This window comes from Kribbella sp. NPDC043289 (genome assembly GCF_056436705.1).
Window position 1 is genome coordinate 1,076,069 of sequence record NZ_JBWKCB010000001.1, and the last position, 18,730, is coordinate 1,094,798.

An 18,730-nucleotide genomic window follows, 5' to 3' on the forward strand; every position below is an offset into this window, starting at 1 on the left:
CGACGACGTACGCACTGGGCAGGAGATGCTGCGCTTGTCCCGGCGGGCTCTGCTAGCTGCAGGACTGGCGTCGTCAGTCGTTGGGTGCAGCTCTGACCGCCCTCTCGTGGACCGGCTGGTGGTGGCCGGCGGCGAACGTGGCGGGTTCTACCTGGAGTTCGCACAGCTCCTCGCCACCCAGCTGACGGCCGCAAAGGTCGCCCGGGCCGTCGAGGTGCGGTCGACCGAGGGCAGCCTGCAGAACCTCGAGCTCCTCCATCTCAGGCAAGCAGACTTGGCACTATGCCTCGCCGATGCCGCGGCGCAGTCTCGCGAGGTTGTCGCCCTCGGCAGGGTGTACGAGAACTATTTGCAGTGCGTGGTCCGCGCGGCCGGACCCTTCCGCCAGTTGCCTGATCTCGTCGGCAAGCGGGTTTCCTCCGGGCCACCAGGCGCCGGCGCCGCGCTGACCACGGACCGGCTCCTCCTCGCAGCCGGCATGCACGCCGAGCGTGCGCCCGTGATCGCCAACCTCCGTCTGTCGGACGCCACCGACGCGCTTGCCACCGGGCGGATCGACGCGATGTTCTGGTCCGGTGGGGTACCGACCCGGCGGCTGTCAGATCTTTCCTCCCAGGTACCCATCCGTCTGCTGCCTCTCGATCGCTGGCTGTCCACGCTGCGCACGGCGTACGGCGTGGTCTACCAGCGCGCGCAGATCCCGGCCGGCACCTACAGCGGTGTTGAACAGATCAGCACCATCGGCGTACCGAACCTGCTGATCTGCCGACCCGACGTCCCCCGTGCGGTCGCGTCGAAGATCGTCGACGTCCTCGTCAAGCGCGCAGCAGGCCTCGTGCCGGCCTCCGCGGTCGGCGCCCACTACCTCGACCCGAACTCACTCATCGGCACCAGCCCACTAAAACTCCACCCAGGCGCCGCCGACCGCTACCGCACCGTCCACGGCTGACCGGCCGACCTAGGAGAAGCCTTCGAAGTTCTTGGGTTGCGCCGGGTGGGCTCGCACCGATCGACGCGGCCTCGACAGGCGCTCGGGGGCTCACTGTGAGATGTTTGCTACACAGCGATCACTCTCGGTGAGGGGGCGGGGTGGGGTGGAGCGATGAGGTCGTGGCGGCAGTGGAGGAGTGGATCGCCCTGGAGGGCGGCACTTCGCGACGGCCGTCGTGGCGGCGCATCGGGCGTGCCATCCGGACGGCGGTCGACGGTGAGTACGTCGTCGACGTCCGGGGTTCGGAGCTTGGACCGGACCAGCTCGACGATCTGAAGCTGGCGGGTCCGGAGCGAACCAGCATCGACTCCGGGCATGCTGTGATGCAGGTGTCCCAGAGCGGGACGACACTCACGGTCCGGGTCGCCGAGTTCGCTCGGCCCGAGGACCCGCACCTGTGGCTGATACGGCAGCCCACGACGTTCCTGATCGAGGCGCTGCGCGACGGGTTGGCCGACCTCGGCGACGCTCCCCTCACTGCCTTGCTCGCTGATGGAAATCTGCGGGGCAGGCCGGCCTCGACGGCGGGCCGGCCCGGATTTCTGCCGGCTCAGATGGAGACCTACCGGGCCTGCCTCGGGTCGGGTCTCTTTCTGGTCTGGGGGCCACCGGGGACCGGTAAGACGATGGTCCTCACACGTGCGATCGGCGATCTGCTGGCCGAAGGCAAGCGGATCCTGCTGGTCTCCGGGACCAATATCGCCGTGGACAACGCGTTGCTCGGCGTGCTGCGGGAGGGCGGTCAGTCCGCCGGCGAAATCCTTCGAGTCGGGCCGCCCCAGCTTCGTGAGGTCGCGGCGGACGCGGCAGTGTCCCTGCCCCTGCTGGTGCGGGACCGCTTGACGGCGATCGAGGCGAAGCGGCAGGCGATCTCGCACGAACTGGTCGCCATTCAGGAACGTCAGGATCGGCTGGACGCCCTGGAGAAGGAACTCGCCGACTTCGACGTCGACCGGTACGTCGGCGCGCGGCGACTGTTGGCCCGGCACGACGACGACCTGACCGGGTTGAGCAGTGCGGTGCTCAGCGCCGAGACCGCCTGCCGGAAGCGGGCCGGCGATGTGGAAGCCGCTGCTCGCGAGGTCCGGCAGGCTCGGCAACTGCTCGACGAGGTCGCCGACTCCCGGCACCTGTGGACACAGGTCCAGCAGCTCCGGGCAGAGGCGGACCAGGTCGAGGTTGCGGCGACCAAGGCCGAAGCAGCGGCTCTGATGGCCGATCAGGAGCGTAGCGATGTCGAGCGTCGCCTGGGCGGGCTGGAACGTCTCTCGGGCATCTCGAAATGGCGAGCCCGCAAGGAACTGGCCACGACGACGGAACATCTCCGACTGGCGGCCGAGAAGCAGACGACCCTTGCAGCGAAGGCATTGTCGGCTCGTGACGTCGCCAATCGCCGGTCACGTGTTCTCCTCGACCAAGCCCAGGCGATCGCGTCCGGAATCCCGTTCAGCAGCGAGGTGATCCGGGACCGGGAAAGCCGCGCACGTGCGGCCGCGCCGGAACTTCAGCGGCTCACCCGGATCAAAGAGGAGACCTTCAGCCACTTGCGGTTGGCCGTCGAGCGGCAGCAGGACGCACAAAGGGCTGACGAGATCGTTCGGTCCGAGAAGTCGGCCGGGCGGCCCGTTCTGCACACCCAAGCGCAACACTTGCGACGGCACGTGGAAGTGGACGGCCCGCGGTCAGCCGAGTTGGAGGCGCAGTACCAGGCTGTTCAGGAGGAGTTCGAGCGGCTGGCGCGCGATGCGGAGGGAGAGATCATCGCGACGGCGCGGCTGGTCGCTACGACACTGGCCAGATCGCGGACCAACAAGCATGTGCTCAACGGCAGGTACGACGTTGTTCTCGTCGACGAGGTCGGGGCGGCAACGCTGCCAGAGGTCCTGCTGGCCGTCTCGCGGGCATCGTCAACTGCGGTCCTGCTTGGTGACTTCCTCCAGCTCGGTGCCGTACTCCCGCAGGCCATCAGCAAGAGCAAGCAACCAGAAATCGTCACCTGGCTGCAGCGCGATGTCTTCGAGCACTGCGGAATCGTCAGTCCGGCCAAGGCGAGGGCCCACCCCTCGTGTATTACCTTGACGGCGCAGAACCGTTTCGGCCGCACGGTGATGGACCTGGCCAACGCGATCGCGTACGACGGCGCGCTCGAGGCGGGGCCACTGGTGCCCGCGCGAGACATCCGCGCCGATCCCGAGATCGTGCTGATCGACACCGACGGGCTGGGCGAACTCGCCGTACCGACCAGGACAGGCGCCGCGAAGGGATGGTGGCCCGCGGGCGCGTTGCTTGCCCGGGCACTGATCGAGCTGCACGAAGAGAATGGTGAGGCCACAGGTGTGGTGACGCCGTACCGCGATCAGGCGTCCGCGACGCTCGAGGCGCTCCGCGACGTCGAGCGAACCGGAGGCCCACTGGCCGAGGTGGGGACGGCTCACCGTTTCCAGGGCCGGGAGTTCCCGATCGTGATCTTCGACCTGGTCGAGGGAAGTGCCGGCAGAGCGTTGTGGATGGCACAGGCAGGCCGCGGCTCCGGCACCAACGGGTGGCAGCAGAACGGGCTTCGCTTGTTCAACGTCGCGATCACCCGTGTCCAGACCAGGCTCTATCTGCTAGGTAGCCGCGAACGGATCACCGCGGCAGCCCCCGGAACGGCTTTCGCTCAGTTGAAGGACCGGATCAATCGCACGGTGCCCGGAACCGCATTGATCACGCCCCGGACCATCGCAGACCCAGACCCCCTGGGACCTTTCGGATCACGCCTGCGGGAGGTCCTCGGGAGGCACGTCGAGATCACCGATATCGACGATGAGCGAGAGTTCTTCGAGACCTTCATCAATGCGATCCGTACGGCGCGTGCCTCGTTGTGGATCTGGGCACCCTGGGTCGCCAACCGCGTTCGCCAGCTTGTTCCGCATCTCACGGAAGCCGCCGCGCGCGGCGTCCGGATCGTCGTCTTCATCCGCGATCCGAGCGACGCCACACAGCGAGCCGCTGTGGAGCTGGTGGCGGAACTGCGCGCTGCCGTCCACTCCGCGATCCTGGTGAACATGATGCACCAGAAGATCATCGTGGTGGACGAGGAGACGGTGATGATCGGCAGTCTGAACGCCCTGTCCCAAAGCTGGACCCGCGAAATCATGGTGACCGTCCGCGGCGCGCATTTCGCCCGCAAGATTCTCGAGCACGAGCACGCCGAGGTTTTCGCGAACCCGCCAACCTGCCCGAAATGCGGTAAGGCCGACGTCGATCTTCGGCGCAGGCGCAACGACGTCTGGTACTGGCGCTGCTTCAATCGAGCTTGTCCTGCTGGGACCGGCCGGCAGGCGTGGAACCAGGACATCGTGCTCCCTCGCGAGCCCCGATGACGTGTGTCAGATGAAGAGCACACTGGTTGCTAACGGCAAACCGCTGCCCAACCGGACCCCGCTGACCCAGGGCCTGTCGACCCTGCCGACCTGCGGCGCGGACACCCCAGCGGCGCAGGACCCGAACGCCGCGCACGCGCCGACAGGGAAGGTCGCCGCGCCCACCCCGGCGGTCCGTTCGTGTTCATCCGCCTCGGATGAGGCGGACTGCCTGGTCGGTTGTCAGGGTCGGCGCGGACACGTTCACCTCTGCTGAGGAGGTCCGGATCGTGCCTGCGGACATGAGCGACCGCACCGATTTCGACAACGCGACGCGTGGGTTGGTGTCGCAACTGAAGCCAGGAGTGATCAAGGCCGCGGACGGCCGGGTGGTCTATGACGCTGATGCCTATACCGAGGCGACGGCCGGGGACTGTCCGGATACCGTGGATCCCAGCCTGTGGCGGCAATGTCAGCTGACCTCGATCCAGGGCCTGTTCGAAGTGACCGAGGGCATCTACCAGCTTCGCGGCATCGAGCTGTCGAACATGACCGTCGTCGAAGGCGATTCGGGCGTGATCGTGATCGATCCAGCGGTGTCCGCCGAGGTGTCGGCGGCCGGGCTGGCGCTCTACCGAGAGCACCGCGGCGATCGGCCGGTGCGAGCGGTGATCTACACGCACTCGCACATCGATCACTTCGGCGGCGTCCTCGGTGTGGTGGCTGCGGACACGGACGTGCCCATCGTCGCGCCGGCTGGATTCCTCGAGCACGCAGTGTCGGAGAACGTCTACGCCGGTACGGCGATGCTCCGCCGTGGCCTGTACCACACCGGCATGGGTCTGCCGGTGAGCGTGACCGGAACCCTCGGAGTCGGCCTCGGTCCTGGGACCTCGACCGGCGCGGTCGGCCTGATCGCACCCACCCTGGACATCACCCGTACCGGTCAGGAGGAGACTCTCGACGGTGTGCGGATCGTCTTCCAGATGACGCCCGGCACCGAAGCGCCGGCCGAGATGAACTTCCACTTCCCGCAGCGGCGCACCTTGTGTCTGGCCGAGAACGTCACCCACAATCTGCACAAGCTGCTCACGCTGCGCGGTGCCGAGGTACGCGACGCGCGTAGCTGGTCGCGGTACATCAACGAAGCCATGGAGTTGTTCGGTGACGACACCGACGTGGCGTTCGCGTCGCATCACTGGCCGACCTGGGGCTCCGACAACATCCGCACGCTGATGAGACAACAGCGTGACCTGTACGCGTTCCTGCACGACCAGACGCTGCGGCTGATGAACCAGGGCTACGTGGGCAGCGAGATCGCCGAGATGATCGAGATGCCGCCCGAGCTGGACGCGGTCTGGCATACCCACGGCTACTACGGCTCAGTCAGCCATAACGTGAAGGCGATCTACCAGCGCTACCTCGGTTGGTACGACGGCAATCCCGCCCACCTCTGGCAGCACCCGCCAGAGGCCGCTGCCGCCCGCTATGTCGCGGCTATTGGGGGCATCGATGCGACCATGGCGCGGGTTCGCGAGTTCGCTGACTCCGGAGACCTCCGCTTCGCGGCCGAGCTCGCCAGTCACGCCGTGTTCGCCGACCCAGCCCATGCGGGTGCCAAGATGCTGCTCGGCGAGGTGTTCACCCGCCTGGGCTACGGATCGGAATGCGGAACCTGGCGCAACAACTTCCTCACCGGCGCGCAAGAACTTCGTGGTCGGGTTACGCCGGCGGCCGTCAGCGCAGCCGGGATGGCGACGGCTCTGACCGTCACCCAGCTCTTCGACAGTCTGGCCATCCGCATCGACGGCAAACGCGCATGGGGCACCACGGCGTCGATCCGCTGGCACTTCAGTGACACGGGCGAGACGTACCGAATGGAGCTGTCCAACGGCGTCCTCACGCACCTCCCGACCAGCCAGACCAAGGACGCCGACCTGGTGATCACCCTCACCAAGCCGGAGCTGCTGGGCATGCTCGGCGGTGCGGGAACCGATGGCGTCCAGTTCGACGGTGACCCACAGATCTTCGCCATGATCGCCGGTCTGACTGATCAACCCGACCCCGGCTTCGCGATCGTCACCCCGTAAACCGTGCCAACGCCGACCACATCCGTGACAGCATCCGCGCCCTCGCCGTAGCCGGGTTGAGGGCCGTGGTGCTCGACGGCGAGACCACTCCGTTCATCGACATCACCGCGGCCGACATGCTCGACCAGCTCACGCGCGACCTCGCCTCCCACGGCGTCAGGCTCTACTTCGCTCGCGCTTTGACGAACTCTGGAGCCGCTACGAGACCGTCCCGACCGGGCGCTCGCGCAAGACGGTCGTGCATGCCGAGCTCGGTGAGATCACCCTGGACTGCGACATCCTCACCATTGAGTGCGCCGACCTGCACATCGTGCTCAACTGGGCCGAGCCAGGCACGCCCAACGCAGAGAAGCTCGACCTGCTCCGCGAACGGATCGCGGCCACTGGCCGCGACTAAGACCCCCTAGGGCAGCCCTCACGCTCTCGGTAGCGGTGGTCGCCTTGCTCGGTTCGCAAGGAGGTCATGAGCCGCCCACGGCGAGGAGCGCTTGTGGATGTATTGCCGCAAGTACAGCAACTGCGGGCGACCGGTGTGCACCGGTCGCCTGCCCGCATTATCTGAGGCCGAAGGCGCGGGTGATTGTCTGGCTGATGCCGCCGCCGTTGCGCTGCTTGGCGATGACCCGCACCGACACCATCCCGGCCGCGGCGGCGCCTGCAGCCGCGTCTCCCAGCTGCCCTTGCTCTCCTTCAGCTGCAGCCGTTGCCAGGTCGCCCCGTCGTCGTACGAGGGTATACGTGCTCGTCGAGTACGGCGTGAGCTCGGCGTTCCCGACGGTGTCGGCCACCAACCGGTACGCAGCACCGGAAGACACATGTAAACGAATTGCCCGTTCTCGCCACGAACGCCGCGATTTGGCAAGAATGGGCACACAGCCAACTCTGCTTCGGTACGCCGTCTGGTGCGGTACGCGGTCGCTGGTAGCCCGTCTCCCACCGCGTGTGACCTCGGGAGGTGAATGGCCCGGCAACTGCTCGTTGCTATTCTGACGCCGGTGATGATCGCGGGCTCGCCGCCAGGTGCGGTGCGGGCGACTGAGCTTCGGGTGGACAATGCGGTGAATCCGCTCGGCATCGACAACCTGGCACCGGCCCTGAGCTGGCAGCTCGCCGGCAGCACGCAACAGACGGCGTACCGGATCCTGGTCGCCACGGAACCCGCGCCGCTACGGGACGGGCGTGCCGACGTCTGGGACAGCGGGCGGATCACGAGCGACGAGGCGATCGGCATCCGGTACGACGGGCCTGCGGTGTCGTCGTCGACGCGGTACTACTGGACCGTCGACGTCTGGGACACCCGGGGTCGTCGTGCCGGCTCGAGGGAGATTGCCTGGTGGGAGACCGGCCTGCTGAACGACGCCGCCTGGCAGGGCGCCCAGTGGATCACGCCTGACACCGGCGATCCGGTGCTGATGACCCGCGGGCCCGAGGCGCCGATGTTGCGGAAGGACTTCGCCGTCGGCAAGCGCATCGTCCGCGCAAGGGCAACTGTCTACGGTGTGGGTTTCTACGAGCTGCGGCTCAACGGGTCCAAGGTCGGTGACTGGGTGCTGAGTCCGGCCAGTACGCCGTACGAGCGGCACAACCTGTACGACACCTACGACATCACGAATGACGTACAGCATGGTGCGAACACCGTGGGGATCTGGCTGGGCAACGGCTACGGGGCGCGGTACAACCCGTACGGCTTCCGATGGACCGGGCCGAAACAAGTCATCGCGCTGATCACGATCACCTACGCCGATGGGACCTCGCAGGCGGTCGGCACCGACGGATCGTGGACCTGGTCGACGGGGCCGATCGTTGCCAACGACATCTATGCCGGCGAGACGTACGACGCCCGCGCGGAACGGCCGGGTTGGGACCGCCCCGGATTCGACGCCGGTGACTGGGAGCCCGTCCGCACCACGCCCGCGCCGAGCCCGGTGCTGGCCGCGAACACCATGCCGGCCCTCCGCGTTACGCAGACCCTGCGCCCGGTCGGTCTGACCGAGCCGAAGCCAGGCGTCTACGTCTACGACCTCGGCCAGAACATCGCCGGTTGGGCACGGCTGCGCGTCAGCGGCCCGCGGGGTACCGAGGTCCGTCTCCGGACTGCCGAGGAGCTGGGCGCCGACGGCCTGCTGGACCGGCGGACGAACCGTGGCGCCGCCGCGACCGATACCTACATCCTGAAGGGCACTGCCGGCCTGGAGACCTTTGAGCCGCGCTTCACGTACCACGGCTTCCGCTATGTGGAGGTGACCGGTTATCCGGGTCGCCCGGACCGGAACGCGGTCGAAGGGCGAGTAGTCCATGCCGACGTGGCCTCGACCGGTGCCTTCCACTCCTCCGACGAGCTGCTGAACACGATCTGGCGGAACAACCGGTGGGCGATCCTCAACAACTCGATGAGCCTGCCGACCGACACACCGGTGCGCGACGAGCGCACGCCACCGACGATGGACGTCCAGGCGTACCGGGACGCGGCGATCCGTGAGTTCGGGATGAACCGCTTCTACGCCAAGTACCTGCGCGACCTGCCGCCCGGGACCGCGCTACCCAGTGACGCCGTGAAGGCGCAGTACCCCGACATGGCCGGGGGACAGGTCTCGCTGGCCTGGCATCTGTACGAGCAGTACGGCGATCGCGCCACACTGGCTGCGACGTACCCGGCCATGAAGGCTTTTGTGGACAAGAACGCACAGGACCAGCCGAGCCTCATCTGGCCCGGCGACCAGGGCTTCGGGGACTGGTGCCCGCCGGATCACGGGCCTGAGGCCAACGGCGGGATGGGCAGCCCGAACGCCGGGGAGTGTTTCAGCGAAGTATCGCTGGTGAACACCGCGCTGTGGTATCAGCAGACGGTCGATCTGGCCAAGTCGGCCAACGCCCTCGGGCAGAAGGCGGACCGCGTTCGCTACGACCAATTGGCCGCAGCCATCAAGTCGGCCTTCAACAAGCAATTCCTGAACACCGACAACACCTACAGCTCCGGCAGACAGTGCACCAGTGTGATCCCGCTGGCCCTCGGACTCGTCGCAGCCGATCGGCTCGAGGACGTCGGAGCGAAGCTGGTCGAAACCATCACCACCAAGAACTCCGGCCATCTCGACACCGGCATCTTCGGCACTCGCTATCTCGTCGACGCGCTGGCCGTGATCGACCGGCTGGACCTTGCGATGCAGATCCTCCAGCAACGCACATACCCGAGTTTCGGGTTCCAGATCGGCAAGGGCGCGACCACAGGCTGGGAGCAGTGGTCGTACGACGCCGGCATGATCACTCACGACCACGCGATGTTCGCCGGTATCAACGCCGCGCTCTACACCGTGCTGGCCGGCATCCAGTTGACATCACCGGCGTACCGGACCGTCACCATCGCAGCGCGCACACCCGAAGGTCTCGACTACATCACTGCCTCGATCGACACCGTCCGCGGCCGCATCACGTCCAGCTGGCGCCGTACCTCGGCCGGGCTCGAGCTGACCCTCACCACGCCCTTGAGCACCGAGCCCACGGTCGTCGTCCCACTCGCGACCCCCGCAGCACACGTTGCCGCCCCGGCGAACGCCGTACTCATCAGCAGAACCGCAACCGCTGCCACCTATCGGGCCGCGTCCGGCCCGTCAACCTTCACCGCCGGCTGAGCGGCAAGGGCCAGCAGGTTCACAGCGGGATCCACTCGGTCGAGGTGGTGACCGCGTCGAGATGGTCCGGTAGCGGGAGCCGTCGCGAGTAGAGCACCGGGGGTGCGCTGCGCTCACGCGTCCGGCGCCGGCCCGCATTACTGTCGTGAACGTGTGTTCGGGGCGGGTGCGGCAGCGTCGCTGACCGTCGCCCCGGAGCTGGTGCGGCTGATGGGCGAAACGCCGACGACGCGGCGTGCCGCGTGGGCGGCGGTCCTGTCCGAACGTAAGCCGTCATTGCCACCATCCGAGCAGACGCCACCCCTCTCGATGACCGGGAACCCAGGTGTGCCTGCAGACCGCCGCGAATGACCTTGCCGAGCCTCACATCGCGAAGCCCTGAGCAGACTCCGCTGACCGCGCGGTCGCGGCGCGCAGATGCTGGGCGGTCGCCGAGTCCGGGCGGTCGAGCAGCGCCTCCGGCGTACCTGTGAACAGGATGCGGCCGCCGTGGTGGCCCGGGCCAGGACCGACATCAACGATCCAGTCGGCCGCGGCTATGACGTCGAGGTTGTGCTCAATGGCGATCACCGTGCTGCCGGCGTCGACGAGCCGGTCGACAATGCCGAGCAGCTGGTCGACATCGGTCATGTGCAAGCCGGTGGTCGGCTCGTCCATCAGGTAGACCTTCGCCGGGGTCCGCAGCTCGGTGGCGAGTTTGACCCGCTGAGCCTCACCGCCGGACAGGGTGTTCAGCGGCTGCCCGAGCTTGAGGTAGCCCAGTCCGACATCGTCGAGCGACCGGACAACACGCTCGATCACCTCGCTGTCGAACACGCCCGTGGCCTCGCCGACCGTCAGCTCCAGGACGTCGGTGATCGTCCGCCCATCGAGCCGGTACTCGAGCACATCCTGGGTGTACCGATTCCCGTCGCACTCCTCGCACACCGACTTCAGGTCGTCCATGAACGCCAGTTCGGTGGTGACGAACCCGAGCCCGCGACATTTCGGGCAGGCGCCGTCGGAGTTCGCGCTGAACAGCGATGCGCTCACACCGTTGGCAGCGGCGAACAGAGTGCGGATCTCGTCCATCAGCCCGGTGTACGTCGCGGGGGTCGAGCGGCTGTTGCCGGACAACTGGCTCTGGTCGATCGCCACGGCGTCCGGGTACCGCTTGCGCAGCTCGCCGTTGACCAGGCTGCTCTTACCCGAGCCCGCGACACCACTGACCACCGTGAAGACCCCGATCGGGAACTCGACCGTCACATCCTGCAGATTGTGGGCGGTCGCGTTGGCGACGGTCAGTACGCCGTTCGCCTGACGGGGCTTGCGGTTCAGCTCGAGCTGCCGGTTCATGCCGCGACCGGTCGGCGTACCGGCCTTGAGCAGGCCGTCGACCGGTCCCTCGTACAGGACCTGGCCGCCATTCGGGCCGGCGCCCGGCCCGACGTCGACAACGTGGTCGGCGATCTCGATCACGTCCCGATCGTGCTCGACGACGAGCACCGTGTTGCCCTTGACCTGCAACTTGCGCAGCAGCTGGTTGAACCGCTGCACATCGCTCGGATGCAACCCAGCCGTCGGCTCGTCGAAGATGTACAGCATGTCGCCGAGGCTGCTGCCGAGGTGGCGGACCATCTTGATCCGCTGCGACTCGCCACCCGACAGTGTGGTCGTCGGCCGGTCGAGGCTGAGGTAACCGAGGCCGATGGTGACCAGGTTGCCCAAGCGGTCCCGCAGGCTCTCGACCACCGAAGCGGCGTCCGGCGTGTCGACAGATTCCAGTACGTCGAGCAGCTCGTCGGCCTGCAGCGCGGCCAGCTCGGCGATGTTGCGCCCGTCGATCCGGGAAGCGAGCGCCGCCGCGTTCAACCGGGCGCCCTCACAGGTCGGACAGGTGCCGGACTGAACCAGCCGCTCGAACTCCGCCCGGCGCTTGGGCGACATCTTGGCGACGTCCTTGCGCAGGAAGATCCGGTTGAACCTGTCGACCACACCTTCGAAGTCGGTCGGCGTCCCGGGCAACGGATCAACGGCCTTGCCGCCGCGGCGCAGGGTCTCCCACTCGCGATCGGAGTAATCGCCGAGTCGTTTGTCGGGGTCGAACAGCGGGTTGTCGCCGTAGTACTGCCAGTACCAGGTGCCGACGGCGAAACTCGTGAAGCGGAAGGCGCCCTCGTTCAGCGTCCGGGACCGGTCCAGCAACTCGCTCTCGTCGAGCCGCGCGCTGATCCCGGTGCCGTGGCAGTCCTGGCACATACCTTCAGGATCGTTGAACGAGTAGCGGTTCGAGGACCCGGCCGTGGGTCGGCCCGCGCGAGAGAACAACAGGCGCAGCAGAGGGTGGATGTCGGTCACCGTGCCCACGGTGGAGCGGGCGTTACCGCCGATCCGGCGCTGAGCGACCACGATCGCGGGCGAGAGGTTCTCGATCCCGTCGGCCGCGGGCTGCCCGTACTTCGGCAGCCGGTTGCGGATGAACGTACTGAAGGTCTCGTTCAACTGACGCTGCGCCTCGGCGGCGAGGGTGTCGAACACCAGCGACGACTTGCCTGAGCCGGAGACACCGGTCACCACGATCAGCCGGTGCTTGGGCAGCTCAAGCGACACGTCTCGCAGGTTGTGCTCCCGCGCCCTCACGATCCGGATCACACTCATGCACCCACGACCTTCCATAACCATACGCTGTACGATTCGCCGTACCATACGGCGTACGAATACTGCAGGCAAGCCGGGCCACAGCCGATGATCATTGATGAGATCCAGCGGCTCACGGAGCTTCTGCTGTCGATCAAGGCTCGGGTCGACGAGCGACCGGTGCCTGGTCAGTTTTGGGCAGCAGCGGCCGCTTTGGTGTCGTGGTCGGACGCTGGGCCTGCGGGAGGGCAGAACGATGGCGGCGTGCCATGCTGGCGTGGTGGAGGATGGGTTGATTGCGGGGCTTCGGTTGCCGTCGCCGGTTGTCGAGATTGATGACGAACGGTTGAGGGCTGCGGGGGTGCGGGTTCTGCTGAAGCGGGATGATCTGATTCATCCAGAGGTGGCGGGGAACAAGTGGCGGAAGCTGAAGTACAACGTCGCGACTGCCCGGGAGTTGGGGTTCGGGACTCTGCTGACGTTTGGTGGTGCCTATTCGAATCACATCCGGGCCACTGCTGCGGTCGGGTCGTACTGCGGCTTCGGCACGATCGGCGTGATCCGTGGTGAGGAACATCTGCCGCTCAACTCGTCGCTTCGCTACGCCGTCTCGCGCGGTATGCGGCTGATGTACCTCGACCGGACGACGTACCGGGCGAAGGCCTCGGAGGCTGTGATCGAGGCGCTGCACGAGGAGTTCGGCGACTTCTATCTCATCCCGGAGGGTGGTAGCAATGCCGATGCCGTCCGGGGATGTGCGGAGTTGCCGGCCGAGCTGGATGCGTCCGTCGACGTCGTGTTCTGCGCGGTTGGCACCGGAGGGACGATCGCCGGTGTCGCTGCCGGTATGCGGCCGGACCAGCTGGCGATCGGGGTTCCGGTCCTCAAGGGTGGCGCGTTCCTTGAGGATGACATCGTTGCGCTCCAGGAGCAGGTGTACGGCGCGCGTACTGGAACTTGGCGGCTTGAGTGTGATTACCACTTCGGTGGCTACGCGAAGCGGACACCTGAGCTCGGCGAGTTCATCGACGACTTCGAGAAGCGGCACGGTGTGCGGCTGGACTGGGTGTACGAAGCGAAGATGATGTACGCACTGTTCGACCAGATTGCGCGCGGCGCGTTTCCGAACGGTACGACGATCGTTGCCTTGATCAGTGGGTCCGGCGAGGTGCCGGAGGTCTGATGGTCAGGCTTCTAGCCACTCGAGGTGCCAGTCGCCCGAGTTGACGATGAAGTTCTTTCCGAAGCCGAGCCAGCGGCCGTTCATGCCGCGGGCGTGAGGGCTGACGACTAGCTGGATGGTGCCGTGGTAGACCGCGCCGCGGTAGTAGCCGGTGGGTGCAGTTCGTTCTTTCCAGGTTCCGGTGGCGATGGCTCCGCTGACGGACAGATCCAGTGTCAGCCGTGATTCGCCGTCGGCGGGATCGTTGGTGCCGTGGAGCCGGCTGCCGGTGTGGTGGAGGCGGATGGTGTGTTCGCCTTGCAGGCTGGCGTCGCGGCCGGTGGAGAAGTAGCTGTAGCGGGAGAGCCAGAGGCCGTTGAGGTCGCCGCTTGTGGCTCGGGCTGTGTCGAGATTCGAGTAGTCGGCTAGGTCGATGACGAGGTCGGCCACGGAGCACTGGTAGAGCTCGGCCAGGCGGGCGAGGACGTCGAGAGATGGGGCGTAACCGGTCGGTGCCGGCCACTGCTCCCAGTAGGAGAAGTTCTTGAAGGTCTTGGGGTCGTCCGGCCAGTGATGGTTCCATTGGTCGGCTGCGTCGCGCTGGCTCCAGTCGTGGGCGAGGCGGAACGCCACCCGTGGGTTCACGCCGTACCGGTCGGCGAAGGCGTCGGCGATCTCGACCCAGGTTGATCCCTGGGCGCGCAGTTCGGTGGCCCAGTCTCGTCGCTGCTGGCGCAGACTGCTCGCCTTGGCGGGACGGGCGCCGACGTTGATGCTCATACATCCCATGGTGTCACAAACTCCCTGTTGTGCGGGGAGGTTTGGGGTGAATGGTCACTGGCTGTCTCGGTGGTTCCTACGCGCTGCTGGCGGCAGATTTGGGGGCACGGTCAGGGCGGCGGGTGAGCCCCGAGCGTGCGCCGGGTGGTGTGCGGTTCTCCTGCCCCGTCGCCCTGGCCGATCCAAGCGATGGCTGTGATCGGAGGACGGGGAAGTGGATTTGACCAGGCAGAGCGGACGCGAATGGCCGGTACTCCGTTCGGCGCAAGAACTGGACTGCGACGGGCGGAATCCCCGCACGGATGAACCGTGCCTCCTCGGCTATCACCAGGGTCCGCATCGGGACGCGATTGGCGAAGAGTGGCTCGACGACTGACCCGCGCGGGACAACCCGCTGACGTTGCGAAGCGTTGAGGACTGTGCATAGCTCATGCGTTGAACACGCATGGACAAGTCAGATGCGGACGGTGTCAGTGGGGATTCCGGGAATGAGCCGCGAGTCCGGGTGAGGATGCCGAGCAGGCCGCCGGCGCTCTATCCGCAGGCAGCTCGTGTGCTGCGCCGGATCGTTTTGCGACTGGCGCGGGCGAGGCGCGGAACCGGCGCTGCGTCGCAGTCGGGGGAGGAGGCATCATGAGCGGCGACGGCCTCGATCCGTGGGCGACTCTCGACGACCTGCTGGGCACAGAGGCGTTGCCTCACCACTCGACGGCCAGTGGCGTTGGACGGCTGGCGTTCTACGGGCGGTGCTCGACCGAGGACAACCAGGATCCGAAGACGTCCAAGGCTTGGCAGCTGGGGGAGGCGACGCGGTTCGTCGAGCCGCTTGGTGGCGTGGTGGTGGAGCAGTTCTTCGACATCGGGCAGTCGCGTTCGTTGCCGTGGGAACGACGAGACGAGGCCAGCCGTGCGTTGCAGGCTTTGAAGAATCCCAATCGCGGATGGGACGGATTGGTCGTCGGCGAGGCGACTCGATGCTGGTTCGGCAATCAGTTCAGTCTGACCTGGCCGAAGTTCGATCGGTACGGCGTATCGCTCTGGGTACCGAGTCTCGGTGGTCGGTTCGATGCCGAGAACACTGTGCACGACATGGCGATGACGATCACGGGTGGACTGTCGAAGTCGGAGCGGCAGCATGTGCAACGTCGAGTTCGAGCTGCGATGGCAGCCCAGGTTCTGATCGATGGCAAGCATCAGGGCGGGCGAGCGCCGTACGGCTATGTCGTCGTCGACGCAGGACCGCACCCGAACCCACGAAAGGCGCAGGAGGGCTATCGACTGAGAGTCCTTGCCATAGACGAGGTGGCGGCTCCGATCGTCGAGCGGATCTTGGCGCTGTACCTGGAAGGCATCGGCCACAAAGGCATCGCCCAGTTGCTGAACGCCGAGCATGTCCCGTGCCCGGCCGCCCACCCTCCTCATCAGAACCGGCATCGTTCAGGCGACGGCTGGCAGGGCTCGACAGTCAGGGCGATCCTGTGCAATCCGCGGTACACGGGGTATGCGATCTACGGCAGGTGGCAGAAGGTCGAGGAACTGCAAGACCCGGATGACGTCGCGGCGGGCCACGTCGTCAGGTACAAGCGTTCGCCGGCGTCGAAGATCGTGCGATCACGCGAGCCTGCCCATCCGGCGATCGTGTCGGTCGAGGACTTCACGCGAGTGCAGCTGGAGATGTCCGCGCGGGCTGGAGCGAGCATGTCCGAGCGAGCGCGAGCAACAAGGACCCGCGTCGCGTCGTCGCACACCTACGTGCTGCGTAGACGGATCCACTGCACGATCTGCGGGCGACGGATGGAGGGCTCGCACCGGTCACACGCGACGTTCTACCGCTGTCGGGCCCGAAGCCTGGCTCCCGGGTCACCCGCGCTGCAGGACCATCCGGTGAACGTCTATCTGCGCGAGGACCACCTGACAGCCAAGATCAACGCGTGGATCGCCCGGTTGTTCGCCCCGGCCCACATCCAGCGCACTGTGGAGGCGCTGGCCGACGCCGACGAGCTGGCGGACAGGATCGAGACCCAGGCGCAATCGTTCCGGCGCCGTATCGCGGCCGCGGAGTCGACGATGGAGCGCCTGCGGCGGGCGATCGAGGTGGGCTGGGATCCGGAGACCCTCACCGAGCAATACAACGCGGCAGCGGCCGACAAGCGAGCTGCGGAAGTCGGTCTGAAGGCTGTCGATCCAGTGCCTCAACTGACCGCAGACGACGTCCGCGCGATCGTGACGCAGCTTGGTGACATGGCGAAGGCGCTGGATCTCGCGGACCGTAACGATTTGGCCGAGCTGTACGAAGCCTTGGGCCTGACGGTTGCTTGTGACCATCGAGTGCAGGTGGCGGAAGTGTCGATTACTCCCGCCCTGCGTGGGGTTAAGAAGTGTGTCCGAGGAGGAACACGCACCTTAACCACACGCCTCGACCTGCGGGCCGCGAATGAGGCGACTGAACGGGCGTTGGCCCTCGCGGAGCCCGACCGATTGGTCCTGCCGTTCGCGATCACGGGGTCGGCGGAGCTACTCGAGGCGCTTCCCCCACATGCGACTGCGCATGCCGCCCTCGTTGCCGACATCCTCGATATCCTCCGCGGCTCATCCCCGGCGGACAAAGCGCCGCCCTCGTTGCCGCCGACGGAGGAACTCAGCGCGGCGGAGCTGCGGGTGCTGCGCTACCTGCCGACCAACCTGTCCCGGCCCGAGATCGCCAGCGAACTCTCCGTCTCGGTGAACACGGTCAGCACGCACATCCGCAGCATCTATGCCAAGCTCCAGGCCGGCGACCGGTCGTCGGCTGTCCAGCGTGCTCGGGGACTCCGGTTGCTGGCAGTTGCGGGCGGCCGGGACTCACCTCATCACGGTGATGCGGGTTCACCTGGCGGCTCCTGACCATGATCACGTGGACTCGGCACCTGCGCTGTACATGATCCGGATCAACGGACGCCTCGGTGCGACTGTGCTGTCCGCGTTCCCGGCGCTGGAGCCGCGGCAGGACGGCACACGGACGATCCTCACCGGACAGATGGATCGGTCCGCGTTGTACGGCGTACTCGCGGTGATCGAGGCGCTCGGCCTGGACCTCCTCGAGATCCGAAAACTCACCCGCGAATCACTGTGATCTGGTGAGGACTCCTCATCTGCCCGGCGGCCAGGCTCGGAATGAGCCGCCTCCTGCGGCGAATCCGCGAGCGAGGGGAGATCTTCGGTGAGCACCGAACAGCGAGAGAATCTCGACGCGATCCTGCGACAGGGAGCGTTTCCGGCCGACATCGGGCTGGCTGAGCAGCGTCAGCAACTGCAGGCGTTGCTGTCGGCTCAGCCGCTCCCGGCCGACGTGACCGTAACCTCGGCGAGCCTGGGCGACGTACCGACGGCGGAGGTCACTGTCGACCGGGTCAGACCTCGCCATGTCGTCCTGTACTTTCACGGCGGCGTGTACGTGATGGGCGACGCCGCTCTCTCCGCCGACTTGGCCTCGCAGATCGCTCGGCGGGTCGACGCCAAGGCGATCTCGGTCGACTACCGGCTCGCCCCCGAGCACCCGTATCCGGCGGCGGTCGAGGACGCGTTGGCGGCGTACGACGCTCTGCTCGACAATGCCATCGCTCCCGCGGACATCATCTTCGCGGGAGAGTCCGCCGGTGGCGGGCTCGCCGTCGCCACGCTGGTGAACGCCCGCGACCACGGGCTGCCGATGCCGGCTGCGGCGTACGTGATGTCGCCGTACGCCGACCTGACGCTGACCGGGCAGAGTATGGAAACCAAGCGCGAGGCCGATCCGCTGATGAGCCCGGACGCCCTTCTCGCCAGGATCCCCGACTACACGGCCGGGCACGATGCCACGCTCGGCCTCATCAGCCCGATCTTTGCCGACCTGTCCGGGCTTCCGCCGTTGATCATCCAGGCCGGATCGCACGAGGTGCTTCTCGACGATGCCACCCGCCTCGCTCGTCAGGCGGCAGCCGCTGATGTCGAGGTCACACTGGACATCAGCCCTGGGGTGCCCCATGTCTTCCAGGCCTATCACGCGATGCTTGACGAGGGCACCGCGGCGCTGGACCGGGCCGGACGGCTCCTGAGGGCGTACCTCACGGCCGCGGCACGCATCAACGCCTAGAACGACA

The 18,730-nt window shown here is 66.8% G+C and carries 11 protein-coding genes and 2 pseudogenes; 10 read left to right on the plus strand and 3 right to left on the minus strand.

The genetic code is table 11. The features are described 5' to 3' along the window. Positions 1-25 precede the first annotated feature (25 nt). The 5 genes and pseudogenes from AC0662_RS05045 to AC0662_RS05065 form a co-directional block, all read left to right on the plus strand. Positions 26-949 carry a TAXI family TRAP transporter solute-binding subunit gene (locus AC0662_RS05045; protein WP_478300192.1) on the plus strand — a complete coding sequence of 308 codons (924 nt, stop codon included), beginning with the start codon at positions 26-28 and terminating at the stop codon, positions 947-949. 161 nt (positions 950-1,110) lie between these two features. After that, on the plus strand, positions 1,111-4,356 hold the full coding sequence (locus AC0662_RS05050; RefSeq protein ID WP_478298634.1) for an AAA domain-containing protein: 3,246 nt from the start codon (positions 1,111-1,113) through the stop codon (positions 4,354-4,356). A 197-nt stretch (positions 4,357-4,553) separates the two neighbouring features. After that, complete coding sequence (locus AC0662_RS05055) at positions 4,554-6,425, plus strand: alkyl/aryl-sulfatase (RefSeq protein WP_478298636.1); 1,872 nt, start codon at positions 4,554-4,556, stop codon at positions 6,423-6,425. Between the two features lie 32 nt (positions 6,426-6,457). Next, a pseudogene (locus AC0662_RS05060) lies at positions 6,458-6,541 on the plus strand (hypothetical protein); the annotation flags it as partial. Positions 6,542-6,618: 77 nt separating this feature from the next. Next, positions 6,619-6,822, plus strand: a pseudogene (locus AC0662_RS05065) (MmyB family transcriptional regulator); the annotation flags it as partial. A 157-nt stretch (positions 6,823-6,979) separates the two neighbouring features. Here AC0662_RS05065 and AC0662_RS05070 read toward each other — a convergent pair. Beyond that, positions 6,980-7,240, minus strand: a complete 261-nt coding sequence (locus AC0662_RS05070) for a hypothetical protein (RefSeq protein ID WP_452198412.1) — start codon at positions 7,238-7,240, stop codon at positions 6,980-6,982. Between the two features lie 144 nt (positions 7,241-7,384). Here AC0662_RS05070 and AC0662_RS05075 point away from each other — a divergent pair, with 144 nt between their 5' ends. Then, positions 7,385-10,054: a family 78 glycoside hydrolase catalytic domain gene (locus AC0662_RS05075; protein WP_478298638.1), complete on the plus strand. Its 2,670-nt coding sequence runs from the start codon at positions 7,385-7,387 to the stop codon at positions 10,052-10,054. A 363-nt stretch (positions 10,055-10,417) separates the two neighbouring features. Here the strand turns inward: AC0662_RS05075 and AC0662_RS05080 are convergent, their stop codons facing one another. Continuing rightward, positions 10,418-12,691: an ATP-binding cassette domain-containing protein gene (locus AC0662_RS05080; RefSeq protein ID WP_452198416.1), complete on the minus strand. Its 2,274-nt coding sequence runs from the start codon at positions 12,689-12,691 to the stop codon at positions 10,418-10,420. A gap of 235 nt (positions 12,692-12,926) precedes the next feature. Between AC0662_RS05080 and AC0662_RS05085 the strand changes: the two genes are divergently transcribed. Further along, entirely contained in the window at positions 12,927-13,853 is a 927-nt protein-coding gene (locus AC0662_RS05085; RefSeq protein ID WP_452198418.1) for a 1-aminocyclopropane-1-carboxylate deaminase/D-cysteine desulfhydrase, read from the plus strand. A gap of 3 nt (positions 13,854-13,856) precedes the next feature. Here AC0662_RS05085 and AC0662_RS05090 read toward each other — a convergent pair whose 3' ends face one another. After that, positions 13,857-14,612, minus strand: a complete 756-nt coding sequence (locus AC0662_RS05090) for a hypothetical protein (RefSeq protein ID WP_452198420.1) — start codon at positions 14,610-14,612, stop codon at positions 13,857-13,859. 633 nt (positions 14,613-15,245) lie between these two features. Here AC0662_RS05090 and AC0662_RS05095 point away from each other — a divergent pair. The 3 genes from AC0662_RS05095 to AC0662_RS05105 all read left to right on the plus strand — a co-directional run bounded on the left by AC0662_RS05095 (position 15,246) and on the right by AC0662_RS05105 (position 18,723). After that, positions 15,246-17,495 carry a recombinase family protein gene (locus AC0662_RS05095; protein ID WP_478298641.1) on the plus strand — a complete coding sequence of 750 codons (2,250 nt, stop codon included), beginning with the start codon at positions 15,246-15,248 and terminating at the stop codon, positions 17,493-17,495. A 10-nt stretch (positions 17,496-17,505) separates the two neighbouring features. After that, positions 17,506-17,724, plus strand: coding sequence for a hypothetical protein (locus AC0662_RS05100; protein WP_478298643.1), 219 nt, complete (start codon positions 17,506-17,508; stop codon positions 17,722-17,724). Between the two features lie 87 nt (positions 17,725-17,811). Beyond that, on the plus strand, positions 17,812-18,723 hold the full coding sequence (locus tag AC0662_RS05105) for an alpha/beta hydrolase (protein WP_478298645.1): 912 nt from the start codon (positions 17,812-17,814) through the stop codon (positions 18,721-18,723). The last annotated feature ends 7 nt before the right edge of the window (positions 18,724-18,730 follow it).